General features: G+C 52.1%; 27 protein-coding genes, 2 tRNA genes and 1 pseudogene. 15 read left to right on the top strand and 15 right to left on the bottom strand.

Annotated features, from left to right (window positions below; translation table 11 throughout):
- The first annotated feature begins 36 nt into the window (after positions 1–36).
- On the top strand, positions 37–921 hold the full coding sequence (locus RT197_RS00600; RefSeq protein WP_312946238.1) for a DUF6731 family protein: 885 nt from the start codon (positions 37–39) through the stop codon (positions 919–921).
- 432 nt (positions 922–1,353) lie between these two features.
- Here the strand turns inward: RT197_RS00600 and RT197_RS00595 are convergent, their stop codons facing one another.
- The 10 genes and pseudogenes from RT197_RS00595 to RT197_RS00550 all read right to left on the bottom strand — a co-directional run bounded on the left by RT197_RS00595 (position 1,354) and on the right by RT197_RS00550 (position 7,893).
- Complete coding sequence (locus tag RT197_RS00595) at positions 1,354–1,704, bottom strand: antiterminator Q family protein (protein ID WP_312946235.1); 351 nt, start codon at positions 1,702–1,704, stop codon at positions 1,354–1,356.
- Between the two features lie 15 nt (positions 1,705–1,719).
- The gene (locus RT197_RS00590) at positions 1,720–2,763 is read right to left on the bottom strand and encodes a DUF968 domain-containing protein (protein ID WP_312946233.1); all 1,044 of its coding nucleotides are present in this window, start codon (positions 2,761–2,763) and stop codon (positions 1,720–1,722) included.
- Positions 2,760–3,452 (bottom strand): phage antirepressor KilAC domain-containing protein, encoded by a 693-nt coding sequence (locus RT197_RS00585; RefSeq protein ID WP_312946230.1) that lies wholly within the window; start codon positions 3,450–3,452, stop codon positions 2,760–2,762. The genes RT197_RS00590 and RT197_RS00585 overlap by 4 nt, the downstream gene beginning before the upstream one ends.
- 28 nt (positions 3,453–3,480) lie before the next feature.
- Positions 3,481–3,663 (bottom strand): annotated as a pseudogene (locus tag RT197_RS00580) (hypothetical protein); the annotation flags it as partial.
- Positions 3,660–3,989, bottom strand: coding sequence for a LexA family transcriptional regulator (locus RT197_RS00575; RefSeq protein WP_312946228.1), 330 nt, complete (start codon positions 3,987–3,989; stop codon positions 3,660–3,662). The gene RT197_RS00575 and the pseudogene RT197_RS00580, both read right to left, overlap by 4 nt.
- A 9-nt stretch (positions 3,990–3,998) precedes the next feature.
- The gene (locus RT197_RS00570; protein WP_312946227.1) at positions 3,999–5,822 is read right to left on the bottom strand and encodes a Dam family site-specific DNA-(adenine-N6)-methyltransferase; all 1,824 of its coding nucleotides are present in this window, start codon (positions 5,820–5,822) and stop codon (positions 3,999–4,001) included.
- The gene (locus RT197_RS00565) at positions 5,819–6,703 is read right to left on the bottom strand and encodes a conserved phage C-terminal domain-containing protein (protein WP_312946225.1); all 885 of its coding nucleotides are present in this window, start codon (positions 6,701–6,703) and stop codon (positions 5,819–5,821) included. The genes RT197_RS00570 and RT197_RS00565 overlap by 4 nt, the downstream gene beginning before the upstream one ends.
- Complete coding sequence (locus RT197_RS00560) at positions 6,700–6,867, bottom strand: DUF4222 domain-containing protein (protein ID WP_312946223.1); 168 nt, start codon at positions 6,865–6,867, stop codon at positions 6,700–6,702. The genes RT197_RS00565 and RT197_RS00560 overlap by 4 nt, the downstream gene beginning before the upstream one ends.
- Positions 6,868–7,060: 193 nt before the next feature.
- Entirely contained in the window at positions 7,061–7,606 is a 546-nt protein-coding gene (locus RT197_RS00555; RefSeq protein WP_312946221.1) for a YmfL family putative regulatory protein, read from the bottom strand.
- A 41-nt stretch (positions 7,607–7,647) separates the two neighbouring features.
- Positions 7,648–7,893: a helix-turn-helix transcriptional regulator gene (locus tag RT197_RS00550; protein WP_312946219.1), complete on the bottom strand. Its 246-nt coding sequence runs from the start codon at positions 7,891–7,893 to the stop codon at positions 7,648–7,650.
- Positions 7,894–7,990: 97 nt separating this feature from the next.
- Between RT197_RS00550 and RT197_RS00545 the strand changes: the two genes are divergently transcribed.
- The 10 genes from RT197_RS00545 (at position 7,991) to RT197_RS00500 (ending at position 14,337) form a co-directional block, all read left to right on the top strand.
- Positions 7,991–8,686, top strand: coding sequence for a helix-turn-helix transcriptional regulator (locus RT197_RS00545; protein ID WP_312946218.1), 696 nt, complete (start codon positions 7,991–7,993; stop codon positions 8,684–8,686).
- A gap of 562 nt (positions 8,687–9,248) precedes the next feature.
- The gene (locus RT197_RS00540) at positions 9,249–9,620 is read left to right on the top strand and encodes a hypothetical protein (RefSeq protein WP_312946216.1); all 372 of its coding nucleotides are present in this window, start codon (positions 9,249–9,251) and stop codon (positions 9,618–9,620) included.
- Positions 9,621–9,650: 30 nt separating this feature from the next.
- Complete coding sequence (locus RT197_RS00535) at positions 9,651–10,475, top strand: YfdQ family protein (protein WP_312946214.1); 825 nt, start codon at positions 9,651–9,653, stop codon at positions 10,473–10,475.
- A 132-nt stretch (positions 10,476–10,607) separates the two neighbouring features.
- Positions 10,608–11,144, top strand: a complete 537-nt coding sequence (locus tag RT197_RS00530) for an HD family hydrolase (RefSeq protein ID WP_312946212.1) — start codon at positions 10,608–10,610, stop codon at positions 11,142–11,144.
- Positions 11,135–11,668, top strand: coding sequence for a hypothetical protein (locus tag RT197_RS00525; RefSeq protein WP_312946210.1), 534 nt, complete (start codon positions 11,135–11,137; stop codon positions 11,666–11,668). Before RT197_RS00530 ends, RT197_RS00525 begins: the two co-directional genes overlap by 10 nt.
- Position 11,669: 1 nt before the next feature.
- Entirely contained in the window at positions 11,670–11,951 is a 282-nt protein-coding gene (locus RT197_RS00520) for a hypothetical protein (protein ID WP_312946207.1), read from the top strand.
- Between the two features lie 3 nt (positions 11,952–11,954).
- Positions 11,955–12,842 carry a hypothetical protein gene (locus RT197_RS00515; protein WP_312946204.1) on the top strand — a complete coding sequence of 296 codons (888 nt, stop codon included), beginning with the start codon at positions 11,955–11,957 and terminating at the stop codon, positions 12,840–12,842.
- Positions 12,835–13,041: a hypothetical protein gene (locus RT197_RS00510; protein WP_312946201.1), complete on the top strand. Its 207-nt coding sequence runs from the start codon at positions 12,835–12,837 to the stop codon at positions 13,039–13,041. Before RT197_RS00515 ends, RT197_RS00510 begins: the two co-directional genes overlap by 8 nt.
- 75 nt (positions 13,042–13,116) lie before the next feature.
- Positions 13,117–13,344: a DUF4224 domain-containing protein gene (locus RT197_RS00505; protein ID WP_312946199.1), complete on the top strand. Its 228-nt coding sequence runs from the start codon at positions 13,117–13,119 to the stop codon at positions 13,342–13,344.
- 3 nt (positions 13,345–13,347) lie between these two features.
- Positions 13,348–14,337, top strand: a complete 990-nt coding sequence (locus RT197_RS00500) for a tyrosine-type recombinase/integrase (RefSeq protein WP_312946196.1) — start codon at positions 13,348–13,350, stop codon at positions 14,335–14,337.
- A 93-nt stretch (positions 14,338–14,430) separates the two neighbouring features.
- On the opposite strand, the gene RT197_RS00495 is transcribed toward RT197_RS00500, so the two are convergent.
- Positions 14,431–14,520, bottom strand: a tRNA-Ser gene (locus RT197_RS00495).
- Between the two features lie 93 nt (positions 14,521–14,613).
- Between RT197_RS00495 and mtfA the strand changes: the two genes are divergently transcribed.
- Both mtfA and RT197_RS00485 read left to right on the top strand, forming a co-directional pair.
- Positions 14,614–15,408, top strand: coding sequence for a DgsA anti-repressor MtfA (gene mtfA / locus RT197_RS00490; protein WP_312946194.1), 795 nt, complete (start codon positions 14,614–14,616; stop codon positions 15,406–15,408).
- A gap of 100 nt (positions 15,409–15,508) precedes the next feature.
- Positions 15,509–15,584, top strand: a tRNA-Asn gene (locus RT197_RS00485).
- Between the two features lie 79 nt (positions 15,585–15,663).
- On the opposite strand, the gene RT197_RS00480 is transcribed toward RT197_RS00485, so the two are convergent.
- Positions 15,664–16,572: a LysR substrate-binding domain-containing protein gene (locus RT197_RS00480; protein WP_312946193.1), complete on the bottom strand. Its 909-nt coding sequence runs from the start codon at positions 16,570–16,572 to the stop codon at positions 15,664–15,666.
- A 172-nt stretch (positions 16,573–16,744) separates the two neighbouring features.
- Between RT197_RS00480 and RT197_RS00475 the strand changes: the two genes are divergently transcribed.
- Positions 16,745–17,716 (top strand): amidohydrolase family protein, encoded by a 972-nt coding sequence (locus RT197_RS00475; protein WP_312946192.1) that lies wholly within the window; start codon positions 16,745–16,747, stop codon positions 17,714–17,716.
- Between the two features lie 61 nt (positions 17,717–17,777).
- Positions 17,778–18,713: a 2-keto-3-deoxygluconate permease gene (locus RT197_RS00470; protein WP_312946191.1), complete on the top strand. Its 936-nt coding sequence runs from the start codon at positions 17,778–17,780 to the stop codon at positions 18,711–18,713.
- 73 nt (positions 18,714–18,786) lie between these two features.
- On the opposite strand, the gene RT197_RS00465 is transcribed toward RT197_RS00470, so the two are convergent.
- The 3 genes from RT197_RS00465 to nac all read right to left on the bottom strand — a co-directional run bounded on the left by RT197_RS00465 (position 18,787) and on the right by nac (position 21,344).
- Positions 18,787–19,194: a VOC family protein gene (locus tag RT197_RS00465; RefSeq protein ID WP_312946189.1), complete on the bottom strand. Its 408-nt coding sequence runs from the start codon at positions 19,192–19,194 to the stop codon at positions 18,787–18,789.
- 179 nt (positions 19,195–19,373) lie between these two features.
- Complete coding sequence (cbl, locus tag RT197_RS00460; protein ID WP_312946186.1) at positions 19,374–20,324, bottom strand: HTH-type transcriptional regulator Cbl; 951 nt, start codon at positions 20,322–20,324, stop codon at positions 19,374–19,376.
- A 102-nt stretch (positions 20,325–20,426) separates the two neighbouring features.
- Positions 20,427–21,344, bottom strand: a complete 918-nt coding sequence (nac, locus tag RT197_RS00455; RefSeq protein ID WP_312946185.1) for a nitrogen assimilation transcriptional regulator NAC — start codon at positions 21,342–21,344, stop codon at positions 20,427–20,429.
- Positions 21,345–21,586 lie beyond the last annotated feature (242 nt).

Genomic DNA, 21,586 nt, shown 5'->3' with positions numbered 1-21,586 from the left:
ATCAGGAAGTGTTACAAAAATTTACAGGAAATCGAAATGCCTGAACGCTCATATAAAATTGAATTTTTTCAGTTAAGTCTTATCCCTAATCAAGATGTAACCTCAATCCGTGATTTGCTAGAGGCTATAAGAGATAACGAATACGATACCTCACTTGAGATTAGTGGATTTACAAGAGAGGTCTGGGGCTTAGTTTTTGACAGATTTCCTGCCTCAGTTTGCGGCCAATTTAGGAAGTTCAGAAATACTGATATCCCTGAGATAGGAAGCATAGGTGAAGACGCTGAACAGATTGAACTTGATGACGATGAAGGGTTGATTGAGAAAAATTTTTTCGTTTACTACGAACAAAACGATCTTCTGGCATGGCATCGAAATTCTCACTCAAGTGGTGTTAACCAATTTATCAAACTTCTGAGTACTGTAGCTGGGGTTAGAGTCACAGCCAGCCCAATAATTCAATCAGATGCTGTTGCCCGTCTAATGAGTGGAGCTGTTGAATTGAAGAAAATAGAATTCACTCTACCCCGTCCGACGAATCCTCGGCTTTACCCAGACGATGATTTTGGTACAACAATCGTTGGTATGATGAACGATGCAGATGCAGATAGCTTGAAAATCTCCATGGGGGTTGATTTGAGAAGAGCTGATACGGAAGGGAAATTGGCTAATCGTCTGAAAAGGACATTGAGAAATATTGTGGGCCATGGTGCAACTACTGCACGCGCATATGTCTTTGAGGATGGTGTGGAGCACCCAATAGATTTAATCGCAGATCGAGTTTTTTCATGGCAGTCTGTTGAAACCAATGCGTACTTCCCCCCCAATTTGACTATGTATGGTATGATTGATGCAGCGAAAGCAGAATGTCAGGAGGAATTAGATGGGTACTTTGGTGCAATGGAAGACGCTCTTATCTAGGTCAGCTTTAAGCGCCGGAGTGGTAGTACTTTTTTGGATCAGCTCAAAGAGTATTAATACACAAATACTGGTCAACGCTTCCGGAGTGATTACTGGATTAGCTGGAACGATATTAGGCTTTCTAATCACATCAATGTCGCTTATAACAGCTTTGATGGATAAAAAGCTAATAGTAAACATGCTAAAAACAGGGCATTACAGACGACTGATAGCTGATACGATACTTACCTGCGCGTTTTTACTATCACTTATAGTGGTGTGTTTACTTTGTCTCATTTCGCAAGTGCATATGATCAAATGTGTATTTTATGCCGTCATTTTTTTCCTCACTATAAGCATACTTTATTTGATAGAAGCAGGCCGAAGATTTTCTATAATCGTATTAAATATAAAATAAAGGAGTCACGTTTTTTTGTGACTCCCTTCACATAATTAATAATTTTCTATCATTATTAATACACCACTTATAAAACCTAGGGCTGTTTGTAAATCTTTTCTAACGGTTCCGTCAGAGCATTTTCGTTTCTTAGCCAATGTTCGAAGAGATAAGCCAACGACAAAATGAGCAATGATCAGCTCATACTCTTCAGGATTATATTTTCTCAACCGCGCTACACACCCGTCAATCATAATTCCATCATCATCATCACACTGTAGCCGAGATTTCTTGCCGTGTGGTAGTAAGCCTTTAAATCCAGCCGCAACTGGTTGCCAGTCAACACCGCTGCTGTCAGCGGCAGCCCATGCGCCCCAACGGTCTAATAGTTCATACATATCACGCATTACTATCTCCACTAATTACGCCAGCACGCCGTTAGCCAGCGCACGGTCTATAGTCTTCAGCACCAGCTCTGGCTGGCTGCCATATTTCGCTTCAAATGCCGCGGGATCGGCATGTAACTCATCGTGATGCGCCCTGCACAGCGGGATCACAAAGAGATCATGTGCTTTGGTTCCCATGCCACCCTGCCCGTAACCGATTAGGTGGTGCGGATCATCCGCTGGTTTGCCGCAGCAGGCGCATACCTGTGCTTTAGCCCAGCGGGTGTATTTTTCGTTCGTCCAGCGCCGCCTTTTCGGGCGGAGCATGAGGCTTTCCGGCGACTCCGGATCAACCTGTATATTTACAATGGGTTTAGCTACTGGTGGCTCGGCGGACTGGCGCGCGGCTGGCTTATATTTTTTAAGCCGGTTGCCCAGCACCTCTTCACCACCAGCAGACGGACCGAGATCGTGACCGTTATAAACTGACTGGATCGGCGCAGAGGGGAACCGCAGCGCGCGGGCTGCCATATCCTCAGGGATAGCGTCTGCGACACCGGCGTATACGGCCCACCAGCACAACTCGGACAATGACAATTCCCGTGTTGCGTCATAGCCAGACGAGACACGCGCCACGTCCACGATCCACCGGGCGACGTTTTGCCGGGCCAGTGCCGCCATCGTGTCGGTGGTCTGCTCCCGCAGCCGGTTATCGCAGTGCCAGCACAGCAGCAGCGCGCCGGGGGCGTGGCGTTGCGTGACCAGTTCGCGGTGATGATAGTCCGAGTACGGCCACTGGCACTGACCGCCGCCGTAATGCTCAAGCCAGTATTCCAGCGCTCCGATACCACCGGCGGCGCTAATTACCCGCTCATCGCAATAAAACGGATAAAGCCTCTCGTCCTCCGTCAGCGGCTGGCGAGCGTCGGCAATCCGCCCGGTCGGAAGGTGTGCCATGTTTTCCGGCTGCGGCTCCACCAGCACTCGTCCGGAACTGAAGATGCTCATCAGCTCACTGCCGGGCCTCAGCAGCACAATACCCAGGTGGCGGGCTATGTCTGGTTTAAGCAGTGCCCTCACGCTGCGTTCCCCCTCGCGAGATGTTCCGCCCACAGGCCGCCGATCCACTTAACACCCTTCGCTGTAAATCGAGCCTGGCTGAATGCATGGTTTGAGGTAACAGACGTTCCGGTCTTCACTTCGAACCGTCCGGCGTCAATGTGCTGGTGGTGAGGCGTCAGCGCGCCGCCCAGCCGGTACATGATGTTGTTATCGATGAGAAACAGGCGGAAGTCGGTCTCTTTGGCCGTCAGCAGCTTCGCCACCTGACGGAATGACATTGAGCCGCTGGCGGTGCAATATCGATCCACAAATTCAATCTTCGGCGCGGCGGCGGCCAGTTCCGCCGTCAGCTTCTGTTTCTGCTCAGCCAGATCGGCAGCGAGACGAAGCGCCTCGGGCAACGACTGCGGCACGGCAATTTGCTGGCCCTGCTCCAGCGCCTGCCAGCGATCCACCAGCCGGGCGGTAAACTCAGGGCAGAGCTGCGCAACAATCACATAACTGTCGCGCTTGCTGACTTCGTAGTGATGATACTGCTGCCCGTTCTGCGGGTGGGTGTACTGCAATGCAGCATACCCCCCTATCACGCCGCTACTCATTAATCGTTCAATGGTGATGCATACATTGCTATGGCGTGAATCGACCAGCTCGGCGATGACACGGCTGGACATCGTCAGCCCGGTGTTTGCATTGGTTAACTCGTTCATGCGTTTCTCCACTTATTCAGGCGGCTGCAACCGCCGGTTCATAGGTAGCGGGCTTTGGCAGCCTGCGCAGTTGCTCGATGATCGCCGCACACGCCGCGCTCTGGTATGCGCGACCGACGGCACTGATGAGATGCCTGCCCTTCAGCGGGCCTTTGTTCGGTGCGCGCCAGTAGGTGTTTACGCTGGGCGGGAACGGCAAAATTAACTTCATGCCCCCACCCCGCGAGATTCGAGGAAAGCTATCGCATGCTCTCTGGCGTACTCATCACCATCCACCAGCGAACGCAGGAGGGATATTGCCGTGGCCTCATTACTCATGCTGGTAATAGCTATGCCCCGCGAAACGCCAGGGGTTATCGAGATGACATTTTTTTTATTAAGCGCGCGTAAATGATCTGCGGCGGCATTGGGCGAACGAAAACCCAGACGTTGAGCCAGCTCAGCCGCTGTTGGTGAAAAACCATGCTCGCGCTGGAAGGCGATCAGTTCGTCGAGTACTCTTTGCTGGCTGACAGTTAATTTTTTATCTTTTTCCACTGTTCCCCCTTAAAGCACCGCGACGAGATCTTTTGCGATCTCGCGGGTGCTGCCTTTGCTTGAAATGGATCGGCGTGCGGTGACGTAATTCAGCGAAAACCCGTGCTGTTCGTACAGTTCAACGATGCGCGGAGCCACGGAATTTGATATGACGATACGCGCCCCGCGCTGGTGTGCTGCAACGCAGGATTCTGCGAGAGCGATCTGATCTTCCCAGGTGAAACCTCCGGCGGCATAACCGGTAAAGCCTGCGGTACCTGGCATTGGTTCATAAGGCGGATCGCAGTATACGACATCGCCCTCACCTGCCAGCGACAGCGTGCGGCGAAAGCCAGCGTTCATAAAAACGCAGTTATGGGCCATGTCAGCGAACGCTGCGATTTCGTTCTCAGGAAAATACGGTGCCGGATATTTGCCCCAGCCGACGTTAAACCCTCCGGCGCGGTTGTAACGGATCAGGCCGTTAAAACAATGTCGGTTAAGAAACAGGAAAGCTGCTGCGCGTTCTGGCGCTGGGATAAGCTGCTGATTAAACTCATCACGTACAGCCAGGTAACCTTCCGCAGTGTTAAGGCTGCTGAATAAAAGACGCGCATGGCGCATCACCTTTTCCGGCACCAGCGCCAGCATCTGGTAAAGGTTAATCAGATCGGCATTAACGTCTGCCAGCAGGAAAGCGGCGTGTTTATCTGAGTTGATGAATACCGAACCGCCACCCACAAATGGTTCAATCAGGCGTTTACCTGCCGGGATAAGACGATCCAGCTCCGGCAGCAGAGAGTATTTGCCACCAGCCCACTTCAGGAACGGGCGCTGCCATGCGCGTGGTGCTGGCTCCTCCGCTGGCAGCGCAGCGACGATACGCTCGCCAATCCAGCGCATGACCGGTACAGCCATGCTGTTGCCGATCGCTTTGTAGCGCGGGCCATCTGGACAATCAGCAGCATCTTTGCCGTTCCATGGGATCAGTGTGTGGTCATCAGGTAATCCCATCTGCCTTTCATTCTCGATCGGCATCAGGTGTCTGATTCGGCATTCTGGTGTAACAACGTAAGTTTCTCTGTCATCGAGAGAGCCAGCCCCTCTTGCTGTGAGACAAACAGGCACGGGCGTCTGCTTTGTCGGGGGATTAACCCGGCGCAGGCTCTCGGACTCAAATAATATTTGCCCGGGATCAATGTCTGTTCTAGCAGTTGCGACAAGCAAAATTCTCGGGCGTCGTTGGGCCACTCCGAAGTATTGAGCATCGAAGGTTCGCCAGGCCACTCGGCGCTGTCGTCCAATAACAACACCACGCTTTGACCAGACTGGAATGTGCTTGCAGGTTTTTTTATCCCAGCGCCAGTATTTGCCGCTGCATCCTGTTGCAGGTCGTGGACCAGGTTCGAATGCTTCAACCTCTCCAGCCATTCCAGCGAGAAAGTAACCGAAGGCGTTGTCTTTTGATGAGAATGCCCCCGGGACATTTTCCCAGACGAAGATTGCTTCATGCTCACCATTTCCCCTGCGTTTACTGTCGATTGCATCAGCTAATTCCATATATGAAAGTGTCAATCGTCCGCGTGGATCGCTTAACCCCTGACGCTTGCCACCAATTGAATAGGACTGGCAGGGTGTTCCGCCAGCTATAACTTCAGGCGCTTCAACTTCTCCAGCTCTTACAGCAGCGGCTATTTTTGTCATATCACCGAGATTGTTCACTTCGGGCCAACGAGCTGCCAGAACTGCCGATGGGAATTTTTCTATCTCAGCAAACCATGCGGCTTTCCAGCCGAGCGGCTCCCAGGCAACTGTTGCTGCTTCAATACCGCTGCAAACGGATCCGTATCTCATGATCGGAACCCCGCATTTTCTGGCAGTGAATAATCAACGTTGTCGAATGAGGCACGCGCCGCCGGGCTGCTCACCCACTCCCCGTTCTGGCGCAGCGGACGCCCTGCGTTATCCCAGTTGGTAGCGGCTTTGAGGTAGGCAGGAAATTTTGTCGGCTGAAACAACGTGGTCGGACGCAGGTATTCCGCCATCTTGAGGTCTTCGCTCCACTTCGCGGTGCTGTAGTCCACGACAAGCACCAGTTCATCCAGGCTGAACCCCTCGCCCAGGCGGGCACGGATGTTTTCCAGCGAAGACTTGCAGACCTGGTACCGGGAGCCTGTTTTCTGGTTCAGGTGAGTTAAAACCTGTTTAGCCTGATCGGTGATCATCACATCCCGGTCGGGTTGCCCGGCAACCTGACAAAAGGGTTTAGGTTTTACTTGTGGATCTTGTTTTGATTTTACTGACGGATCCCCGCCAGATTCTGACGGGTCAAAACCACCATTTTTGCCGGATTTTGACGGGTCGGATTTTGATGCATCAGAATCTGACGCATCAGATTTTGACGGGTCAGATTTTGAGGTGTCAGAATCTGACAGGTGAGTAAATGCCGCAGCCCGGAGCTTTGCAACGTTAAGGTGATAGACGTTCGATGCATTACGATTACCCTGGCGGCGTTGTTTACGTACCAGCCAGCCGTCTTTTTCGAGATTAGCGATCGCGGTACGGATGGTGCTGGCACCTGCGCCCAGCTGGCGGGCGATGGTGTCGATGGAAGGCCAGCAAATGCCCTCGTCACTGCTGAAGTCAGCCAGGCGCGCCATAATTGCCACGCTGGTCAGCTTCATACCCGACGATGCGCAGGCATCCCACACATAGCCGGTTAACTTAGTGCTCATCCCGCCACCCTTCTGAATTTCTCCCGGAACCGTTCAACAGGTTGCATGCAGTCGTGCGGATAACCGGCGCGCCTGTAGATGACCTGTCGTTTTTCCCGGTCATAGCCGATGACATGAACTTCAATTCCACGGTTGTCGCGGTACCGCCTGGTAAGGAGTTCCACTCTATACGCCCCCTCTCATTCATTTCGGAAAATGCGCCTACCATATCGCCTGGCGTCTGGTAGTTGTGGCTGCCGTCCGCAGAATGTACGATTTCCTCATAGCCGAACGGAGCATTGCCCACCAGCGGTTTGCATCTGAATTGCTTAGCAGGCCTGTATCGGTTTAAACTGTTCATGCGTTAAATTTCTCCACTTAGAAAGCTGGCGCGCCAGACGCCTCGAGCTGCACACTCGGGGCGTCACCTTTCCGACCATTAATTACGAATGCGTCAACTGCGTGATCTGCAATGCCAACACCATACAAAGCCAAAAATCCCATAAACCCATGTATCTGATGACGTAATTTCGCGTTGAATAAATCCGATAGAAACATGCGTTCCTTCTTGTCAATCACGCCGTCAGCCATTGCTTCAATTTTTGCTCTTGCAAAATCCCCTTCAGCTACCGCGGCTTTCAGCTCGATGTCATAAAGATCGACGTTGTCCACAAGCCCCGGTACCGGCTTATCCACCAGGAATTTGCCCTGCCTTTCAGCAACGTATTCTGTGAAGAAACTGGTGCCGGAAAGATCTTCCATAGACTCGAGTTCTTTAAGCGTGAAGAAACGACTACCGCATTTCTGATACAAATGGTTATGAAACTGGTCGATGGTCATGCCCAGCTCAGATGCCATCCCTAAACGACCCTGTTTGTGTGATTTACACATAAGACGGATTGCTGTGTTTATGCTCTCTACCATGATGTTTTCCTTTTGGTAGTTATCTGAATGAACCTTTCGATTTAGAGTTGTTGTGCAGAACCAGAAGTGAGCAGTTCGGTTTGCTCGTATCTGCCTGGGTAAAGTATGTGAAGCTCGCTAATCTCACCTTTGAAGAAGTTGACCAGCCTTTCTGCCAACTCAACTGAGGGAACCTGCTCGCATCGTTCGATTCGGCTCAAAGTTGCAGGATCGATTTGTACGCCAGCAGCAACATGCGAAAGAGTAAATCCGTGCGACTTTCGCAATATTCTAAGTGGTGATTGCATAATGCCTCCTATATTTGCGTATTACGCATATTATTTCATGCTGAACGCTTGCGCAAGTCGCTTTGCACAACGCGCAAAAAATACATGTAATGGACGCATGAACATTGGAAACCGTGTAAGACAACTTCGCCTAGCGAAGAAGATGAAAATTGCGGATCTTGCTGATGCCGTAGAGATTGATTCTGCCAATATTTCCCGTTTGGAGACGGGTAAGCAAAAGCAATTTACAGAACAAACACTTAACCGATTAGCTCAAGCTTTAGGCGTTAGTATTGCCGAACTCTTTACCTCGACAGACATTCAGTCTACTGTATGTATAAACAGTAACAATAATTCTTCATCTGTAGAGGGTGTCGATGTGTTTAGGGTTGAAGTTCTTGATATCGCAGCAAGTGCGGGTGCAGGATTTATTCAAGGAAGTGACGTGATAGATGTTATCCACGCCATTGAATACAGCCACGAAAAAGCTTTATCAATGTTCGGTGGTAGACCTTCCGACGGGGTAAAGGTAATCAACGTTCGTGGGGATAGCATGGCCGACACTATCGAGCCCGGCGATTTAATTTTTGTCGATATCACAATCCACGACTTTGATGGCGATGGCATCTATGTTTTTGGCTTTGATGAGAAAATTTATGTCAAACGCTTACAGATGATCCCTGATCAGCTACTGGTTATATCTGATAATCCCAAATACAGGGAGTGGAGCATCGATAAACAAAACGAGCACCGCTTCTATATTTATGGCAAGGTTATGATCAGCCAGTCCCAAGCCATCAAGCGACACGGGTAAACTGCAAATTCATAAAAAAGCCACTTTGCGTGGCTTTTTTTACACCCCATTAATTGCGTTTTGTGCAAATTATTCTTGCGTTATGCGCAATTTCTGATTATCTTCTTTTGACCAACAGCGAACAGGCAGGACGCCCACGAAGTAGCCGCCGGTGGCGTATGAATGTCCGGATGATTCGCTGACAGGTGATTTCGGGAGGGGTTGCGCCGCTGGGCTGACCACCAGCGACAGAAACTCAGCCGCGATACGGAGCCGTTTAACCCACGGCGCGGAGAATAAATACCGTAGGGGTTATAGCTGGCTGGTCGCCAGCACCCCGCCCGAAGCCACCTGGTAATAACAAAAAGTAGGATCTTCATTGCTGTGTGTAGTCTTGGCGGTGCCAGAGTTAACCCTTGAAGTCGCTGGTACCGCCCTTTTTACACAACACACAAGAGCATCACCGGGTGACGGGCCCATAACCCAATCCATCCGGGTGCTGGCGTAAAGCACAAGGTGCTCTTCTGTGTTGTGTGGAGAAATTAACCGGCGGTGGCAGCCGTCTTTTCAAAGGGTAAAGCCTATGTCCAATGAACGTGCAACCGTAGTGCCGGATTTTATCGGTGAACTGGATGGCGGGGTCTTCGAAAACAAGATCTCGATGGCGCTGAGTGAGGTTGCCTTCGGCGTCCTCAATAACGGCCAGAAGGGAAAGGTGGTGATCACTTTCGATATTGACCGCATGAGCAATTCGGTTGAAGAAAAACGGGTGATGATCAAACACAAGCTCTCATTTGTTCGCCCGACTCCGCGCGGTAAGTCGTCCGAAGAGGACACCACTGAAACGCCGATGTATGTCAATCGCGGCGGCAAGTTGACCGTTCTGCAGGAAGACCAGGGGCAGCTTTTCAGCCTTGCCGGTGATCCTGACGCGAAGCTGCGCAACCAGCAGTAATTCCCCTGATAAAATTTAAAAGGAAAAATCATGTCCCATGCCGTTGATGCCAGTGCTATTGATAAAGTTCAGACGCTGGTTCTCTCTCAGTTCCTCGAAGAAAAGCTATCGTCTGTCGACTGCCCGGTCGCGGTCGTGCCGGAAAGCGTAAAAGTGGAAAGCCTCGAGCGTTTTTCTCTCGAACGTTTCCGTTTCCGTGGAAAATTGCAGACTTTCAGCATTGAAGACTTTGCCCGCTATGCCACCGGCTATGCAGATAAAGGTTCCCGCTGCTTTATTAATGCTGACGAGATGCGCGCTGTGGCGGTATTCAACCTCGGCACGCTGGATAATCCCGGTCATGCCGATAACACGGCTGTGCTGTCCCTGAAAAAAACAGCGCCTTATGCCGCGCTGCTGGGCATCAATGGCGATCGCAACAATCAGAAAGACCTGGCTGAATGGCTTGAGGACTGGGCTGATTATCTGATCGGTTTTGATGCCGGTGGCGCTGTAATTGATGCAAAGAAAGCTTCAGCAGCGGTGCGCAAAATCACCATCGAGTCTAATCAGTCTGCCGACTTCGAAGACAATGACTTCAGCGGTAAGCGATCATTAATGGAATCCGTGGAAGCGCGAACCAAAGATATTATGCCGGTGGCGTTCGAGTTTAAATGCGTGCCATTCGAAGGGCTGGCAGAACGTCCGTTTAAACTGCGCCTCAGCATTATCACCGGCGATCGCCCTGTTCTGGTTCTGCGCATCGTGCAGCTGGAAGCAACGCAGGAAGCAATGGCCGCCGAGTTCCGCGATCTGCTGGTTGAGGAATTTAAGGGCAGTGCCGTGGAAACCTTCATCGGTACGTTCAACGCTTAATTTCGCTGCTGCAAGTGCCCCTGCGGGGGCATTTATGGAAGCGTAATCCTTTTTATTATCGCCACCCGGCGAGGGATTCGTGCAACCAAAATCAGGCGCGGTGCAGAGCGCCAGCTATATGGAGAAAACACAGTGGGCTTTATTCAGACATTATCCGGTAAGAAATTTGACTACCTCAATTCCACCGCCGACGATATCGTGATCGAGGATATCGCTACGGCGCTTTCGCATACCTGCCGTTTCGGCGGCCATCTGCCGGAGTTCTACAGCGTGGCGCAGCACTCGGTACTGTGCAGCCAGATCGTGCCGCCGGAGTTCGCCCTCGAAGCGCTGCTGCACGATGGCGCAGAGGCTTACTGCTGCGATCTCCCCTCACCCCTGAAAGTGCTGGTCCCGGATTACCGCTTCATTGAGTCGCGAATCGACAGGCTGATCCGCCATAAATATGGCCTGCCGGAAGAAACCAGCCAGGTAGTGAAATATGCAGACCTGACCATGCTGGCGACCGAGCGCCGCGATCTTGATATTGATGACGGTACCGTCTGGCCGATGCTGACTGGCGTGCCTACATCGGATCTGATCCAAATTATCCCGCTGCGCCCAGGGCAGGCTTATGGTCTGTTTATGAACCGGTTCAATGAGCTGACGGAGGCTCGCGCATGCGCCTGAAAGTCAAAGAACTGATAGCGCGGGCGTACGAGGCTGCGCCCCGCCTCAGGGATGCCGATGCAGCGCTGATGAAAGAGTTAGCAGCACGTCTCGACGTGACCTACGTTGCGCTTTCTGAAGCCCTGGAACGGAGCCACCAGCTTGAGCATGAAAACGCTAACTTGCTCAGTTTCATTAACACAGAGTGCTTCGTGAAGGATGGTGCTGAATATGACTATGCATCGACGCGTCTGCCTCTGACACCAGCCACGGATAAGCATATCGCCGAACCGGAGGCGCAGACGCTCACGATAGACCAGATGCGCTCGTTTATTACTGATGTCGATTTAGCAGCATTACATCGTTTCGCGGAATGCTGTGATGACCCTGAATCTGGCGGCCATGATTTGGAAAAAGAACAGGTAGCGCGACTGGAGAAAATTGGCGCGTTACAGCGCTCCGGTCGTGTTAGCTACATCACGGATTTCGGTGATCACCTGATTTCCATTACTGCTGGCATCAAATTGCAGGTTGAGGGGGAATGAGATGGCTAAATCATCAGACGTGCATGACCTGTTAAGTGCTTATCAAAAACAGGCTCGGAAGATACCTGCTAAGGGTGTTTATGCCTCAAGGCATCGTCAGGTTGAGGTGCAGGCGGCGCACGTACGCAAGATAATGCGCAAGCGTCGGCGTTCTATCGGTAAGTCAATTAAGCTCGGCTGTCGCTTTACGGCGGAAATGCGCGTAGCACTGATTTGCGATATGAATTTTTGGGCGTTGGTATGCCGCTCTAACCGTAAGAATTTTGTCGAGCGCGAGGACTAACCCATGACAGAACTGAGCAAAGAACGTCTGGCGCAATATGCGTACGATAAGCGCATGTGCAACGTCAATGATGAAATTCGCGAAATGGCCCGCCGCCTGCTTGCCGCCGAAGAGCAGCGGCCAGTGATGTATTGCAAGGGGCGGGAGGATGATTTAGATCCAGAAACCGTTTCAACAGAGCGGGCGGTAGTTGAGGCATGGGTTGAGGAATGGAACAATGAGCAAAGCCAGGGAGAGCCAATTTACAAAACTGTTTCCCTCTATCGCCACCCGCAGCAGGGTAAGGCGGTGCAGGTGCCGGATGAGATTGACCGAATCAAGGCATTCGACCTGTTAAACACCCTTCCTGATGGGGATGTCGTGGGCTGCGTTAAATATACTTGGAATGCCTGCCGCGCCACCATGCTTACCAGTGAACCTGTAAGCAATCGTGATGAGTTGCCTGATTTTCGGGAAAACGAGAATTCGTCAACCAAACATTTTCGGGAAAACGCGGAAACGTCAACCAAGTTGCATGAGAAATGCTGGTGCCACACATGTCGTCCTATGGATATTACTGACATGCGGTTTGTGGTATGCCCTGACTGTGGAAACAAGCGCTGCCCGAAGGCAAATGACCATCGTAACGCCTGTAGCGGGAGCAATGAGCCAGGGCAAAAAGGTAGCGCGTATCCAGCAGCGCCTGCGTGGGTTGGTGTCGATTGGGCTGAAGGATGCAAACCAAGCAACTCTCCGGCTATTCCGGAGGGTTGGAAGCTCGTGCCGGTTGAGCCGACAGAGGCAATGCTGGACGCTGCTTATAGCTATCCGGCATCAACAACAGATCGCATGCGCAAGCAGTATTCCGCCATGCTCGCAGCAGCGCCGCAGCCGGAGGTACCAGGTGAATAAATTTGAGTTACTTCAAAAGATATCTGCCCTGGCTACTGAGTGTCACGCGCTGGCATCTGATCTGGATATTGGTGACGATCGCACGGAGATATTCGAAATCTATGGCGTGCTTTACAATCTTGGTCGCTGCGGTTACGCCAGTCAGGTTACTCAGCGAATGAATCCACTTCTGGAATGTTGTGACGACGATGACGAATAATATCTGCCGCGCTGCGAGCAGAAGAGCTTAACTGATTAATGCCGGGGTGCAGCCGGGCAAAGTGGAGAGGTGACCATGAGCGATCGTTTCCTGACTGATGAAGAATTAGCAGAGGCTACGGGTTCCCCCCAAAAGTCGCTGCAAAAAGAGGTCTTAAGCTGTAATGGGATTTTTTATATTGAACGCCGGGATGGTTCGATCAAAACCACCTGGTACCATATCAATCATCCTATTCAGCGCCTCACTCCACCAGCAGGTCATCTGCCTGTTCCAGGCATGAACTTTGACGCTATAGAGAGATGACTTATGGGTCGCAAACGCGCGCCCGGTAACGAGTGGATGCCAAAGGGTGTTTTTTTTCGCCCTTCTGGCTATTACTGGAAGCCCGGCGGTACCACAGAAAAATTAGCAGCAGCAAACGCCACCAAAGCCGAAGTATGGGTCGCTTATGAAAAGGTGGTTGAAGGAAGAAAAAATCGCATCACCTTCTCTCAGCTCTGGCGAAAGTTTTTAGCCAGTGCCGATTATGCTGATCTGGCTCCCCGGACTCAAAAAGACTACCTTGCCCATGAAAAAAATATTTTGCCGGTGTTTGGCGATGCAGAAGCAAAGTTAATAAAGCCTGAGCACATCCGCCGTTACATGGATGCCAGAGGTAAAAAAAGTCGCGTTCAGGCTAACCATGAACATAGTTCTATGTCCCGCGTTTTTCGCTGGAGTTATCAACGAGGGTATGTACCAGGAAACCCATGTGTTGGCGTCGATAAATTTCCCAAACCACAAAGGGATCGCTATATCACCGACGAAGAGTATCTGGCTATTTATAACCATGCTACCCCTGCCGTTCGCGCTGCAATGGAAATAGCCTATCTGTGCGCAGCCAGGGTGTCTGATGTTCTTAAAATGAACTGGAATCAGATAATGGATCATGGAATTTTTATCCAACAAGGTAAAACTGGTATTAAACAGATCAAAGCATGGAATGACAGGCTGAGGGCTGCCGTAGATATTTGTAGGACATGGGGAGATGAAGGGCCGGTAATCAGGACGATGTACGGCGAGCGGTATTCATATAAGGGATTCAATGAAGCCTGGAGAAAAGCCAGATCTGGTGCAAGTGAAAAACTGGGACAGGCTCTCGACTGCACCTTCCATGATCTGAAAGCGAAAGGCATATCAGATTATGAAGGATCCAGTAAAGAGAAGCAGGTTTATAGCGGTCATAAGACAGAGTCGCAGGTGTTGGTTTATGACAGGAAGGTTAAAGTCAGTCCGACACTGAACCGAAAAATGTGAGCTACAAAGCCCGATTTTTTCTCATCGGATTTTCTCACTTTTTCTCAATGAGATCTGGATCGTTGAAAGCGGAATGAGTAAGTGCTTGAATAGTGGCGGAGAGAGGGGGATTTGAACCCCCGGTAGAGTTGCCCCTACTCCGGTTTTCGAGACCGGTCCGTTCAGCCGCTCCGGCATCTCTCCGTTTTGATAGTTGCAATAATGCCAGGAATTTTGGCATTTTAACAGCCCAAGTCCCTTCAATTATGTTCAAGTGATGAGTTTGCGAGCAAAACGATGATTAAGTGGCCCTGGAAAGCACATGAAGCAACCCGAAGCCCGGAATTACCCTGGGAGCACGCGCTTGCGATCCCTGTCTTAGCCAGTCTTTCTATAGATGAACAGGCTAAGCTCATTCAGCTTGCCGAACGCTTCTTACAGCAGAAGCGGGTGGTTCCCCTGCAAGGTCTTGAACTGGATACGCTGCAAAACTGCCGTATCGCCCTGCTCTTTTGTCTTCCGGTTCTTGAACTGGGCATTGAATGGCTCGATGGTTTCCATGAAATCCTGATTTATCCCGCGCCGTTCGTCGTTGATGATGAATGGGAAGATGATATCGGGCTGGTACACAATCAGCGGATGGTGCAGTCCGGTCAAAGCTGGCAGCAAGGGCCGGTGATCCTGAACTGGCTGGATATTCAGGACTCCTTCGACGCCTCCGGTTTTAACCTGATCATTCATGAAGTCGCGCATAAGCTGGATACCCGCAACGGCGACCGCGCCAGCGGCGTGCCATTAATTGCGCTGCGTGAAGTCGCAGGCTGGGAGCATGACCTTCATGCGGCCATGAACAATATTCAGGATGAGATCGACCTGGTCGGCGAAAGCGCAGCCAGTATTGATGCCTATGCCGCCACCGATCCCGCAGAATGCTTTGCCGTGCTGTCGGAATACTTTTTCAGTGCGCCCGAACTTTTCGCCCCGCGCTTCCCGTCCCTGTGGCAACGCTTCTGTCTGTTCTATCAGCAGGACCCCTTACAGCGACTGCGTGAAAACGGTGAAGCGGAGAGTAATACCTCTCTGGTACATTAAAAACCCATTTTGCATCATTATTAGCCAGTTGAATCAACGAGTTAATTTTATCGTTGACACCAGAATACGGGGCCAGTAATATTCGCCCCGTTCACACGATTCCTCTGTAGTTCAGTCGGTAGAACGGCGGACTGTTAATCCGTATGTCACTGGTTCGAGTCCAGTCAGAGGAGCCAAAATTCTAAAAAGCCTGCTTTCGAGCAGGCTTTTTGCTTTTCAGCGTTCAGCCAGCCGGGGCATTCACGCCCAACAATTTCAATCAAAGGTCGATATCACATGCCCGGCCGCTTTTTCCACCAGCAGGGAAAGGGCTTCGGCCGCCGGGGTCAGCGGCATGCTGGCGCGACGGATCTGCACGATTTCCGGGCCGGGGATCTGTTCCTCAATCGCGATGGCGATCATCGAATCCTTAAAAAACTCCGATTTCAACAAGGCTTTGGGTAGCAGGATCAACGAATCGGTGGAGGAAAGCAGCGTCAGAACAGCCATGACGGAATTCACCTGCGTGAGCAAGCGCGGCGATGCCAGCCCGTGCGTTCGGAACACCTCGTCGAACTCCTCTTCCGGTCGGTTGCGCAATCCGAAGGAGAGCCATTGCGCATCGCAGAGTTGCGCGAGGCTCGTTGCCCGTGCCAGCGGGTGATTTTTCCGGGCGATGACCATGCGATTTTTTCGCCACAGAAGGTCCATCTGGTAGCGCGATTCGGGCGCTTTCTCCGGGCTGGGCCCGACGTAAAAATCCATGCTGCCATCATTCAGCCGGGGAATGGCGGTGGGATAAACCGTTTCCAGAATTGTCAACCTGACCTGCGGATATTGCTCGCGAAAGGGCTGATAGACCAGAGGCAGGATCATCTCCAGAATAACCGGCGAAAATCCCACGGTTACTTTGCCCTGAAGTTTACCGCGCATCTGGCTGGCTTCGTCTTTGGCCCGCTGCAAATCTTCCAGCATGTTGTGGGCACGCAGGTAAAACCGCTCTCCGGCTGGCGTCGGCGTTGTGCCATAAGAGTGGCGTTCGAGCAACGGCAGCCCCAGTTCCTCTTCCAGTTCGCGCAGGCTACGGGTTAAAGCCGGTTGCGCAAGGCCAAGCAGCCGTGCCGCCGCGCGCAGGCTGCCTGTGCGGATCACCGCCTCGAAATGGCGCAAATGATGGATTTTCACGGTGGTCCTCCTGACCCTGGCTGGCTGATATCAAAAAGCTATCGCCGGGATTAATTTGCCTTCTTATTGTATCAGATGCGCGGGAGTAACATCTTTTTTGTCGACCTGCCGATGGGTCGATCGGATGGATTCAACCCCTCGCAAATGACGGTGTTTCACCATGGAGGCAAAAATGAGCAATTTCAGAGATATTCCGAAAGTCGATGTACACTCGCATTTCCTGACCCCCTCGTATCTTGAGGCCATGAACAAGTATCTGGGCGGCAACCCGGATCGTTTTCCGATGCCGGAATGGTCGGTCGAAAAACATTTGCAGTACAACGAATCAATGGGGATCGTGCATACGGTTCTGTCATACTCGTCACCGCATATCAATTTCAGCACACGCGAAGTCAACCGCCAGCTTGCCCGTATTGGCAACGAAGCCGGAGCGCAAATCGTGGCGGATAATCCCGGGAAATTCAGCTTCCTGGCGTCGCTGCCCCTGCCCAACATCGACGATACGCTCGAAGAAATCGCTTATGCCTGCGATCATCTGGACACCGATGGCTTCACGCTGCCGACCAATACCAAAGGCGTCTATATGGGCGCGCCGGAGCTGGAGCCGATGTTCGCCGAATTCAACCGTCGTAAGGCGGTGGTGACGTTTCATCCTAACAAACCTGGCGCTGTACCAGCAGGCGTTGGCGAAATGCTGCCGATCCCGATGATGGAGTTTATTTTCGACACCACGCGCTGTGTCGTCGATCTGATGCTGCGCGGTTATCCCGAAAAATACCCCGATATCAAATTCCTGATGCCGCACTGTGGATCGATGCTGCCGTACGTCGTCGATCGGATCGCGTCCTTCAAACCGACGCTGATCAAGACCGGCTCTGTGACGGAAGATTATGACGTTTATAAGACTTTCAGCCGCTTTTATTTCGACACCACGGGCGCATCGGCGGCTCACCAACTGCGCGACGTGCTGGATATGACCGACGTCAGCCACATCCTTTACGGCAGCGACTATCCCTTCCCGCCTGTGCCGGTGCTGGAAGACCAGACCAACGCCGTGTTCACGGCTCCCTACCTGGACGAGACGCAGAAAGCGAAAATCTTTAGTGGGAACGCATCGGCTCTTTTCAAAAAAGTAAGACTGTAAAAACAGCGGGAACCTCAGTATCTGGGGTTCCTTACTTTTTATCCAGGACGGAATAGTTAAAATGAATATTCTTGGCTGTGTCAAAAAAATACCGGGCGGTTTAATGATCGTACCGATGTTCGTCACCGCGCTAATTAACACGTTTTTCCCCGAAGCGCTCAAACTGGGCGGACCGACAAGTCTGTTCACCGCCAAAGGCACCATGGTCGTTATCGGCCTGATCCTGTTTATCACGGGCAGCCAGTTCAGGCTAAACCAGTTGGGCATGACCCTGAAACGCGGCGCGGCACTTTGCCTGGCCAAACTGGCTATCGGTTTCCTGGCAGGCTGGTTGGTGCTGAGCTGGCTCGGCCTGGACGGTTTCTGGGGTATTTCGGCGGTTGCCTTGATCAGCGCCATGGTCAGCTGTAATCCCGGCGTTTATATCGCGCTGTGCGAACAATACGGCGACGACACTGATAAGGCCGTGTTCGGTCTGCTGAACGTCATTGCGGTACCCGCGACGCCAATCCTTATCATCGGCGTCGCTGGCGGCGGCGGTATTGATCTGATGGAAATCCTGGTCGTGCTGATCCCATTTATTGTCGGCATCATCCTTGGCAATCTCGATCCGCAGATCCGCGCCCTGATGGCACCGGGCACGCCTATCGTGCTGCCTTTCCTCGGCTTCTGCTTCGGCGCGTCGGTCAATCTGGGCAGCGCGTTAACAGCGGGGATGGCCGGGATCCTGCTGACGCTGATCTTCCTGATCGTCAACGTCGCGTTGATGCTGCTCGTCGACCGGGCCATTCTCCGCCGCCCAGGCTACGCCGCTGTCTCTACCTGTAGCGTGGCCGGAATATCGGTCGTCGTTCCGACCATCCTGGCAGCTTCACAACCCGCTTTCGCCCCCTGTGCGGAAGCCGCCACCTCGCAACTGGCGCTGGTGATGGTGCTTTCCTCCTTCGCCATCCCCTGGATCACCAGCCAGGTGGTAAAACGGTGGGGCAGAGGCTGATAATACTGCGGTGCAGCGGCAGAATTGCACGCGCTGCCAATGCACCGCATATGCCGGGATTAACCCGAAAACCTTATTTATTATTCTCTTCAGGATTAAACGGATAGCATACACATGCCAGCTTATGTCCGTCAGGATCTCTAAGATAAGCAACATAAAAATCCGCGCCGTATTCTTCTCTGATACCGGGCGCGCCCTCATCGCTTCCGCCATGCATAAGACCCGCTGCATGAAACTTTCTGACCTGTTCTGCACTCCTGGCTCTGAACGCAAACATCGTGCCATTCCCTGCTGTGGCTTTATTTTTGTCAAAGGGTTCACAGATACAAAAACTGAAACCTTTATCTGACGGATCTCCCCACGTAGCCCAGCTCTCATTCCATGAAGGTATCCGGGAAATACCCAGCACGTCGAAAATCGCATCATAAAAAATAATCATATGATGCATGTTGTTGGTTCCTGTAGTGGTATACATGAGCATGTTAAATCACCTGCTGTCCGGGAGAAAGTTCAGCGCCTGAGCATGATCCCCTCACCGCCCGAAATCAAGGATCCGGTCCATCATTAGCAGCAGGATCCCATAACAACATCGTCTTTTTCGCCAGCGGCATCAAAGCAAAAAGCCTGCACGGAGGCAGGCTTTGAATGCAAGATTGCGGCTCAAATCTGATAATCAATCACGACTTCATCCGATTCCATTGCCTGACGCTTGATTTCCGCCAGCGACAGTCCGGCATTGCACAGCTCGATAAACTGCCAGACATAATTACGCTGAAGCTGACCGCGCTTGAGGCCCAGCCAGACGGTGCTGGCATCAAAAAGATGACGGGTATCAAGCCGGACCAGCCTTCCAACCTCATTTTCGCCGGTAGATTGCTCAGCGACCAGCCCGATGCCCAGCCCCAGATCGACGTAAGTTTTGATGACGTCGGAATCCTGCGCGCTGAGGACGATATCCGGTGTCAACCCCTTGCGGCTGAAAGCTTCATCAATACGCGAGCGCCCGGTGATCCCCTGACGGTAGGTAATCAAAGGCCAGCGGGCGATCTCTTCCAGCGTCAGTGGGGAAATCTGCGTTAACGGATGATCGTGCGGCAACAGCAGACTGTGATGCCAGCGGAACCACGGGAAGGCGGCCAGCGTGGGATCGTTGCTTAAACGCTCGCTGGCAATGCCAATATCTGCGCCGCCATTGTGCAGCAGCGCTTCGATTTCCTGCGGTGTACCCTGCACCAGCTCAAGACGCACATCTTTAAACAGTTCCCGAAACGCCTTTATCACCGGCGGCAAGCTGTAGCGCGCCTGGGTATGCGTGGTGGCGATGGTCAGCACGCCCGACGCATCATTAGTGAATAAATCGGCAAGTCGGCGAACGTTGCTGGCCTCGTTGAGGATGCGCTCCGCAATCACCAGCAATGCTTTCCCCGGCTCGGTCATGCCCAGCAGACGCTTACCGCGCCGGATGAAAATCTCAATACCGAGTTCTTCTTCCAGCTCGCGGATATGGCGACTGACGCCAGACTGCGAGGTATAAAGCATGTTAGCGACTTCGGTCAGGTTGAAATCCTGCCGTGCGGCCTCGCGAATAATTTTAAGTTGCTGAAAATTCACCCTACCCCTCCAGGGCCATATGACATAACACTATTGTTAGAGTCACAGAAGGAGCAGAACAAATAATAAAAACCAGCAACTTATGCTTTTTTGTTATAAACCCTAACTGACGAGCATCAATTCCCGGTTTTCCAGCGCCGGACGACTGACCAGCGACATCAGGATCTCTCTGACTGCCATCGCCTGTGGCGTCAGTGACCCGCGTGCGGAAACGTTCAGCGAAAGCGGCAGACTCATTGACGGCGTGGAGATACGCGCCATCCAGCCATTTGCCGCACCAGAAAGCGAGCGGGCTGCGGATTCAGGCAACACGGTAACGCCCATCCCGCTGGCAATAGCCGCGGTCAACGTCGCAATGGACTCAATTTCACCGATAATTTTTGCCGTCAGACGACGAAGTGAAAAAGCTTCGTCAACGCGCAGCCGCACCGCGCTAAAATCACGCGGCAGGAACAGATTCATCCCGGCGACGGCGGCAAGATCGACGCTTTGCCCCGGACAATCGCGGGTGCCGACCAGGTAGAGATCTTCTTTCAGCAGCGGCTGGCTGGAGATCCCCGCCACCGGCGAACGCTCATAAAGCACAGCCATATCAAGCTGCCCGCTGAGTAATTTATCATTGAGCACCGGGTTGCTGTTCTCATGCAGATAAACCTGCACATCCGGCAGTTCATCACGCACGGCCTGAAGCAGCGGCATCGTCACAGAGGAAGCAGCGGTGCCGGGCGCAAGGCCAATAGAGACCTGACCACGCAGCGTCTGCCCCACATTATTGACCGCCAATTGCGCCTGTTCGCACTGACGCAATATCGTTCTCGCGTGGGTGTAGAGGATTTTTCCGGCCTCAGTCGGGGTTACGCCCCGCTTGGTGCGGATCAGCAGTTGTTGATCCAGCTCTCCTTCCAGGGTGGCGACCTGCTGACTTAGCGCAGGCTGTGCAATATGCAGCACTTCTGCGGCCTGTGTCAGGCTACCAATATCGACGATTTTTACGAAATACTTCAGCCGTCTTAAGTTCATTTTGCCTCCGGTAAGGAACGCCAGTGCCAGTGCTGGCATTAATCTTATCGGAGGAGTTGCAATAACTTTGCCAGTTTTGAAAGATGTCTTTTTACGGACGCTAACAGGCTGGATAATAAGACATTCTGATTTAAAACGCCGTTTCCATCACTTAGCCAGTGGAAATGGCTATGCCCCATTAAGGGGTAGATTGCACCATCCAGGTGCGGGCAGTCGACCCGATACGCCCGTAAAACGTCTTT

The sequence above is a fragment of the Superficieibacter sp. genome (assembly GCF_032071645.1).
GTDB lineage: Bacteria > Pseudomonadota > Gammaproteobacteria > Enterobacterales > Enterobacteriaceae > Superficieibacter.
This window is presented reverse-complemented; position numbering and strand designations above follow the sequence as displayed.

What these genes read in the sequence shown, in the direction of transcription:
- RT197_RS00600 (WP_312946238.1), top strand. Translation starts at nt 37, where the DNA reads ATGCCTGAACGCTCATATAAAATTGAATTTTTTCAGTTAAGTCTTATC.
- RT197_RS00595 (WP_312946235.1), bottom strand. Translation starts at nt 1,704, where the DNA reads ATGCGTGATATGTATGAACTATTAGACCGTTGGGGCGCATGGGCTGCC.
- RT197_RS00585 (WP_312946230.1), bottom strand. Translation starts at nt 3,452, where the DNA reads ATGAACGAGTTAACCAATGCAAACACCGGGCTGACGATGTCCAGCCGT.
- RT197_RS00570 (WP_312946227.1), bottom strand. Translation starts at nt 5,822, where the DNA reads ATGAGATACGGATCCGTTTGCAGCGGTATTGAAGCAGCAACAGTTGCC.
- RT197_RS00565 (WP_312946225.1), bottom strand. Translation starts at nt 6,703, where the DNA reads ATGAGCACTAAGTTAACCGGCTATGTGTGGGATGCCTGCGCATCGTCG.
- RT197_RS00555 (WP_312946221.1), bottom strand. Translation starts at nt 7,606, where the DNA reads ATGGTAGAGAGCATAAACACAGCAATCCGTCTTATGTGTAAATCACAC.
- RT197_RS00550 (WP_312946219.1), bottom strand. Translation starts at nt 7,893, where the DNA reads ATGCAATCACCACTTAGAATATTGCGAAAGTCGCACGGATTTACTCTT.
- RT197_RS00545 (WP_312946218.1), top strand. Translation starts at nt 7,991, where the DNA reads ATGAACATTGGAAACCGTGTAAGACAACTTCGCCTAGCGAAGAAGATG.
- RT197_RS00540 (WP_312946216.1), top strand. Translation starts at nt 9,249, where the DNA reads ATGTCCAATGAACGTGCAACCGTAGTGCCGGATTTTATCGGTGAACTG.
- RT197_RS00535 (WP_312946214.1), top strand. Translation starts at nt 9,651, where the DNA reads ATGTCCCATGCCGTTGATGCCAGTGCTATTGATAAAGTTCAGACGCTG.
- RT197_RS00525 (WP_312946210.1), top strand. Translation starts at nt 11,135, where the DNA reads ATGCGCCTGAAAGTCAAAGAACTGATAGCGCGGGCGTACGAGGCTGCG.
- RT197_RS00520 (WP_312946207.1), top strand. Translation starts at nt 11,670, where the DNA reads ATGGCTAAATCATCAGACGTGCATGACCTGTTAAGTGCTTATCAAAAA.
- RT197_RS00515 (WP_312946204.1), top strand. Translation starts at nt 11,955, where the DNA reads ATGACAGAACTGAGCAAAGAACGTCTGGCGCAATATGCGTACGATAAG.
- RT197_RS00505 (WP_312946199.1), top strand. Translation starts at nt 13,117, where the DNA reads ATGAGCGATCGTTTCCTGACTGATGAAGAATTAGCAGAGGCTACGGGT.
- RT197_RS00500 (WP_312946196.1), top strand. Translation starts at nt 13,348, where the DNA reads ATGGGTCGCAAACGCGCGCCCGGTAACGAGTGGATGCCAAAGGGTGTT.
- mtfA (WP_312946194.1), top strand. Translation starts at nt 14,614, where the DNA reads ATGATTAAGTGGCCCTGGAAAGCACATGAAGCAACCCGAAGCCCGGAA.
- RT197_RS00475 (WP_312946192.1), top strand. Translation starts at nt 16,745, where the DNA reads ATGAGCAATTTCAGAGATATTCCGAAAGTCGATGTACACTCGCATTTC.
- RT197_RS00470 (WP_312946191.1), top strand. Translation starts at nt 17,778, where the DNA reads ATGAATATTCTTGGCTGTGTCAAAAAAATACCGGGCGGTTTAATGATC.
- RT197_RS00465 (WP_312946189.1), bottom strand. Translation starts at nt 19,194, where the DNA reads ATGCTCATGTATACCACTACAGGAACCAACAACATGCATCATATGATT.
- nac (WP_312946185.1), bottom strand. Translation starts at nt 21,344, where the DNA reads ATGAACTTAAGACGGCTGAAGTATTTCGTAAAAATCGTCGATATTGGT.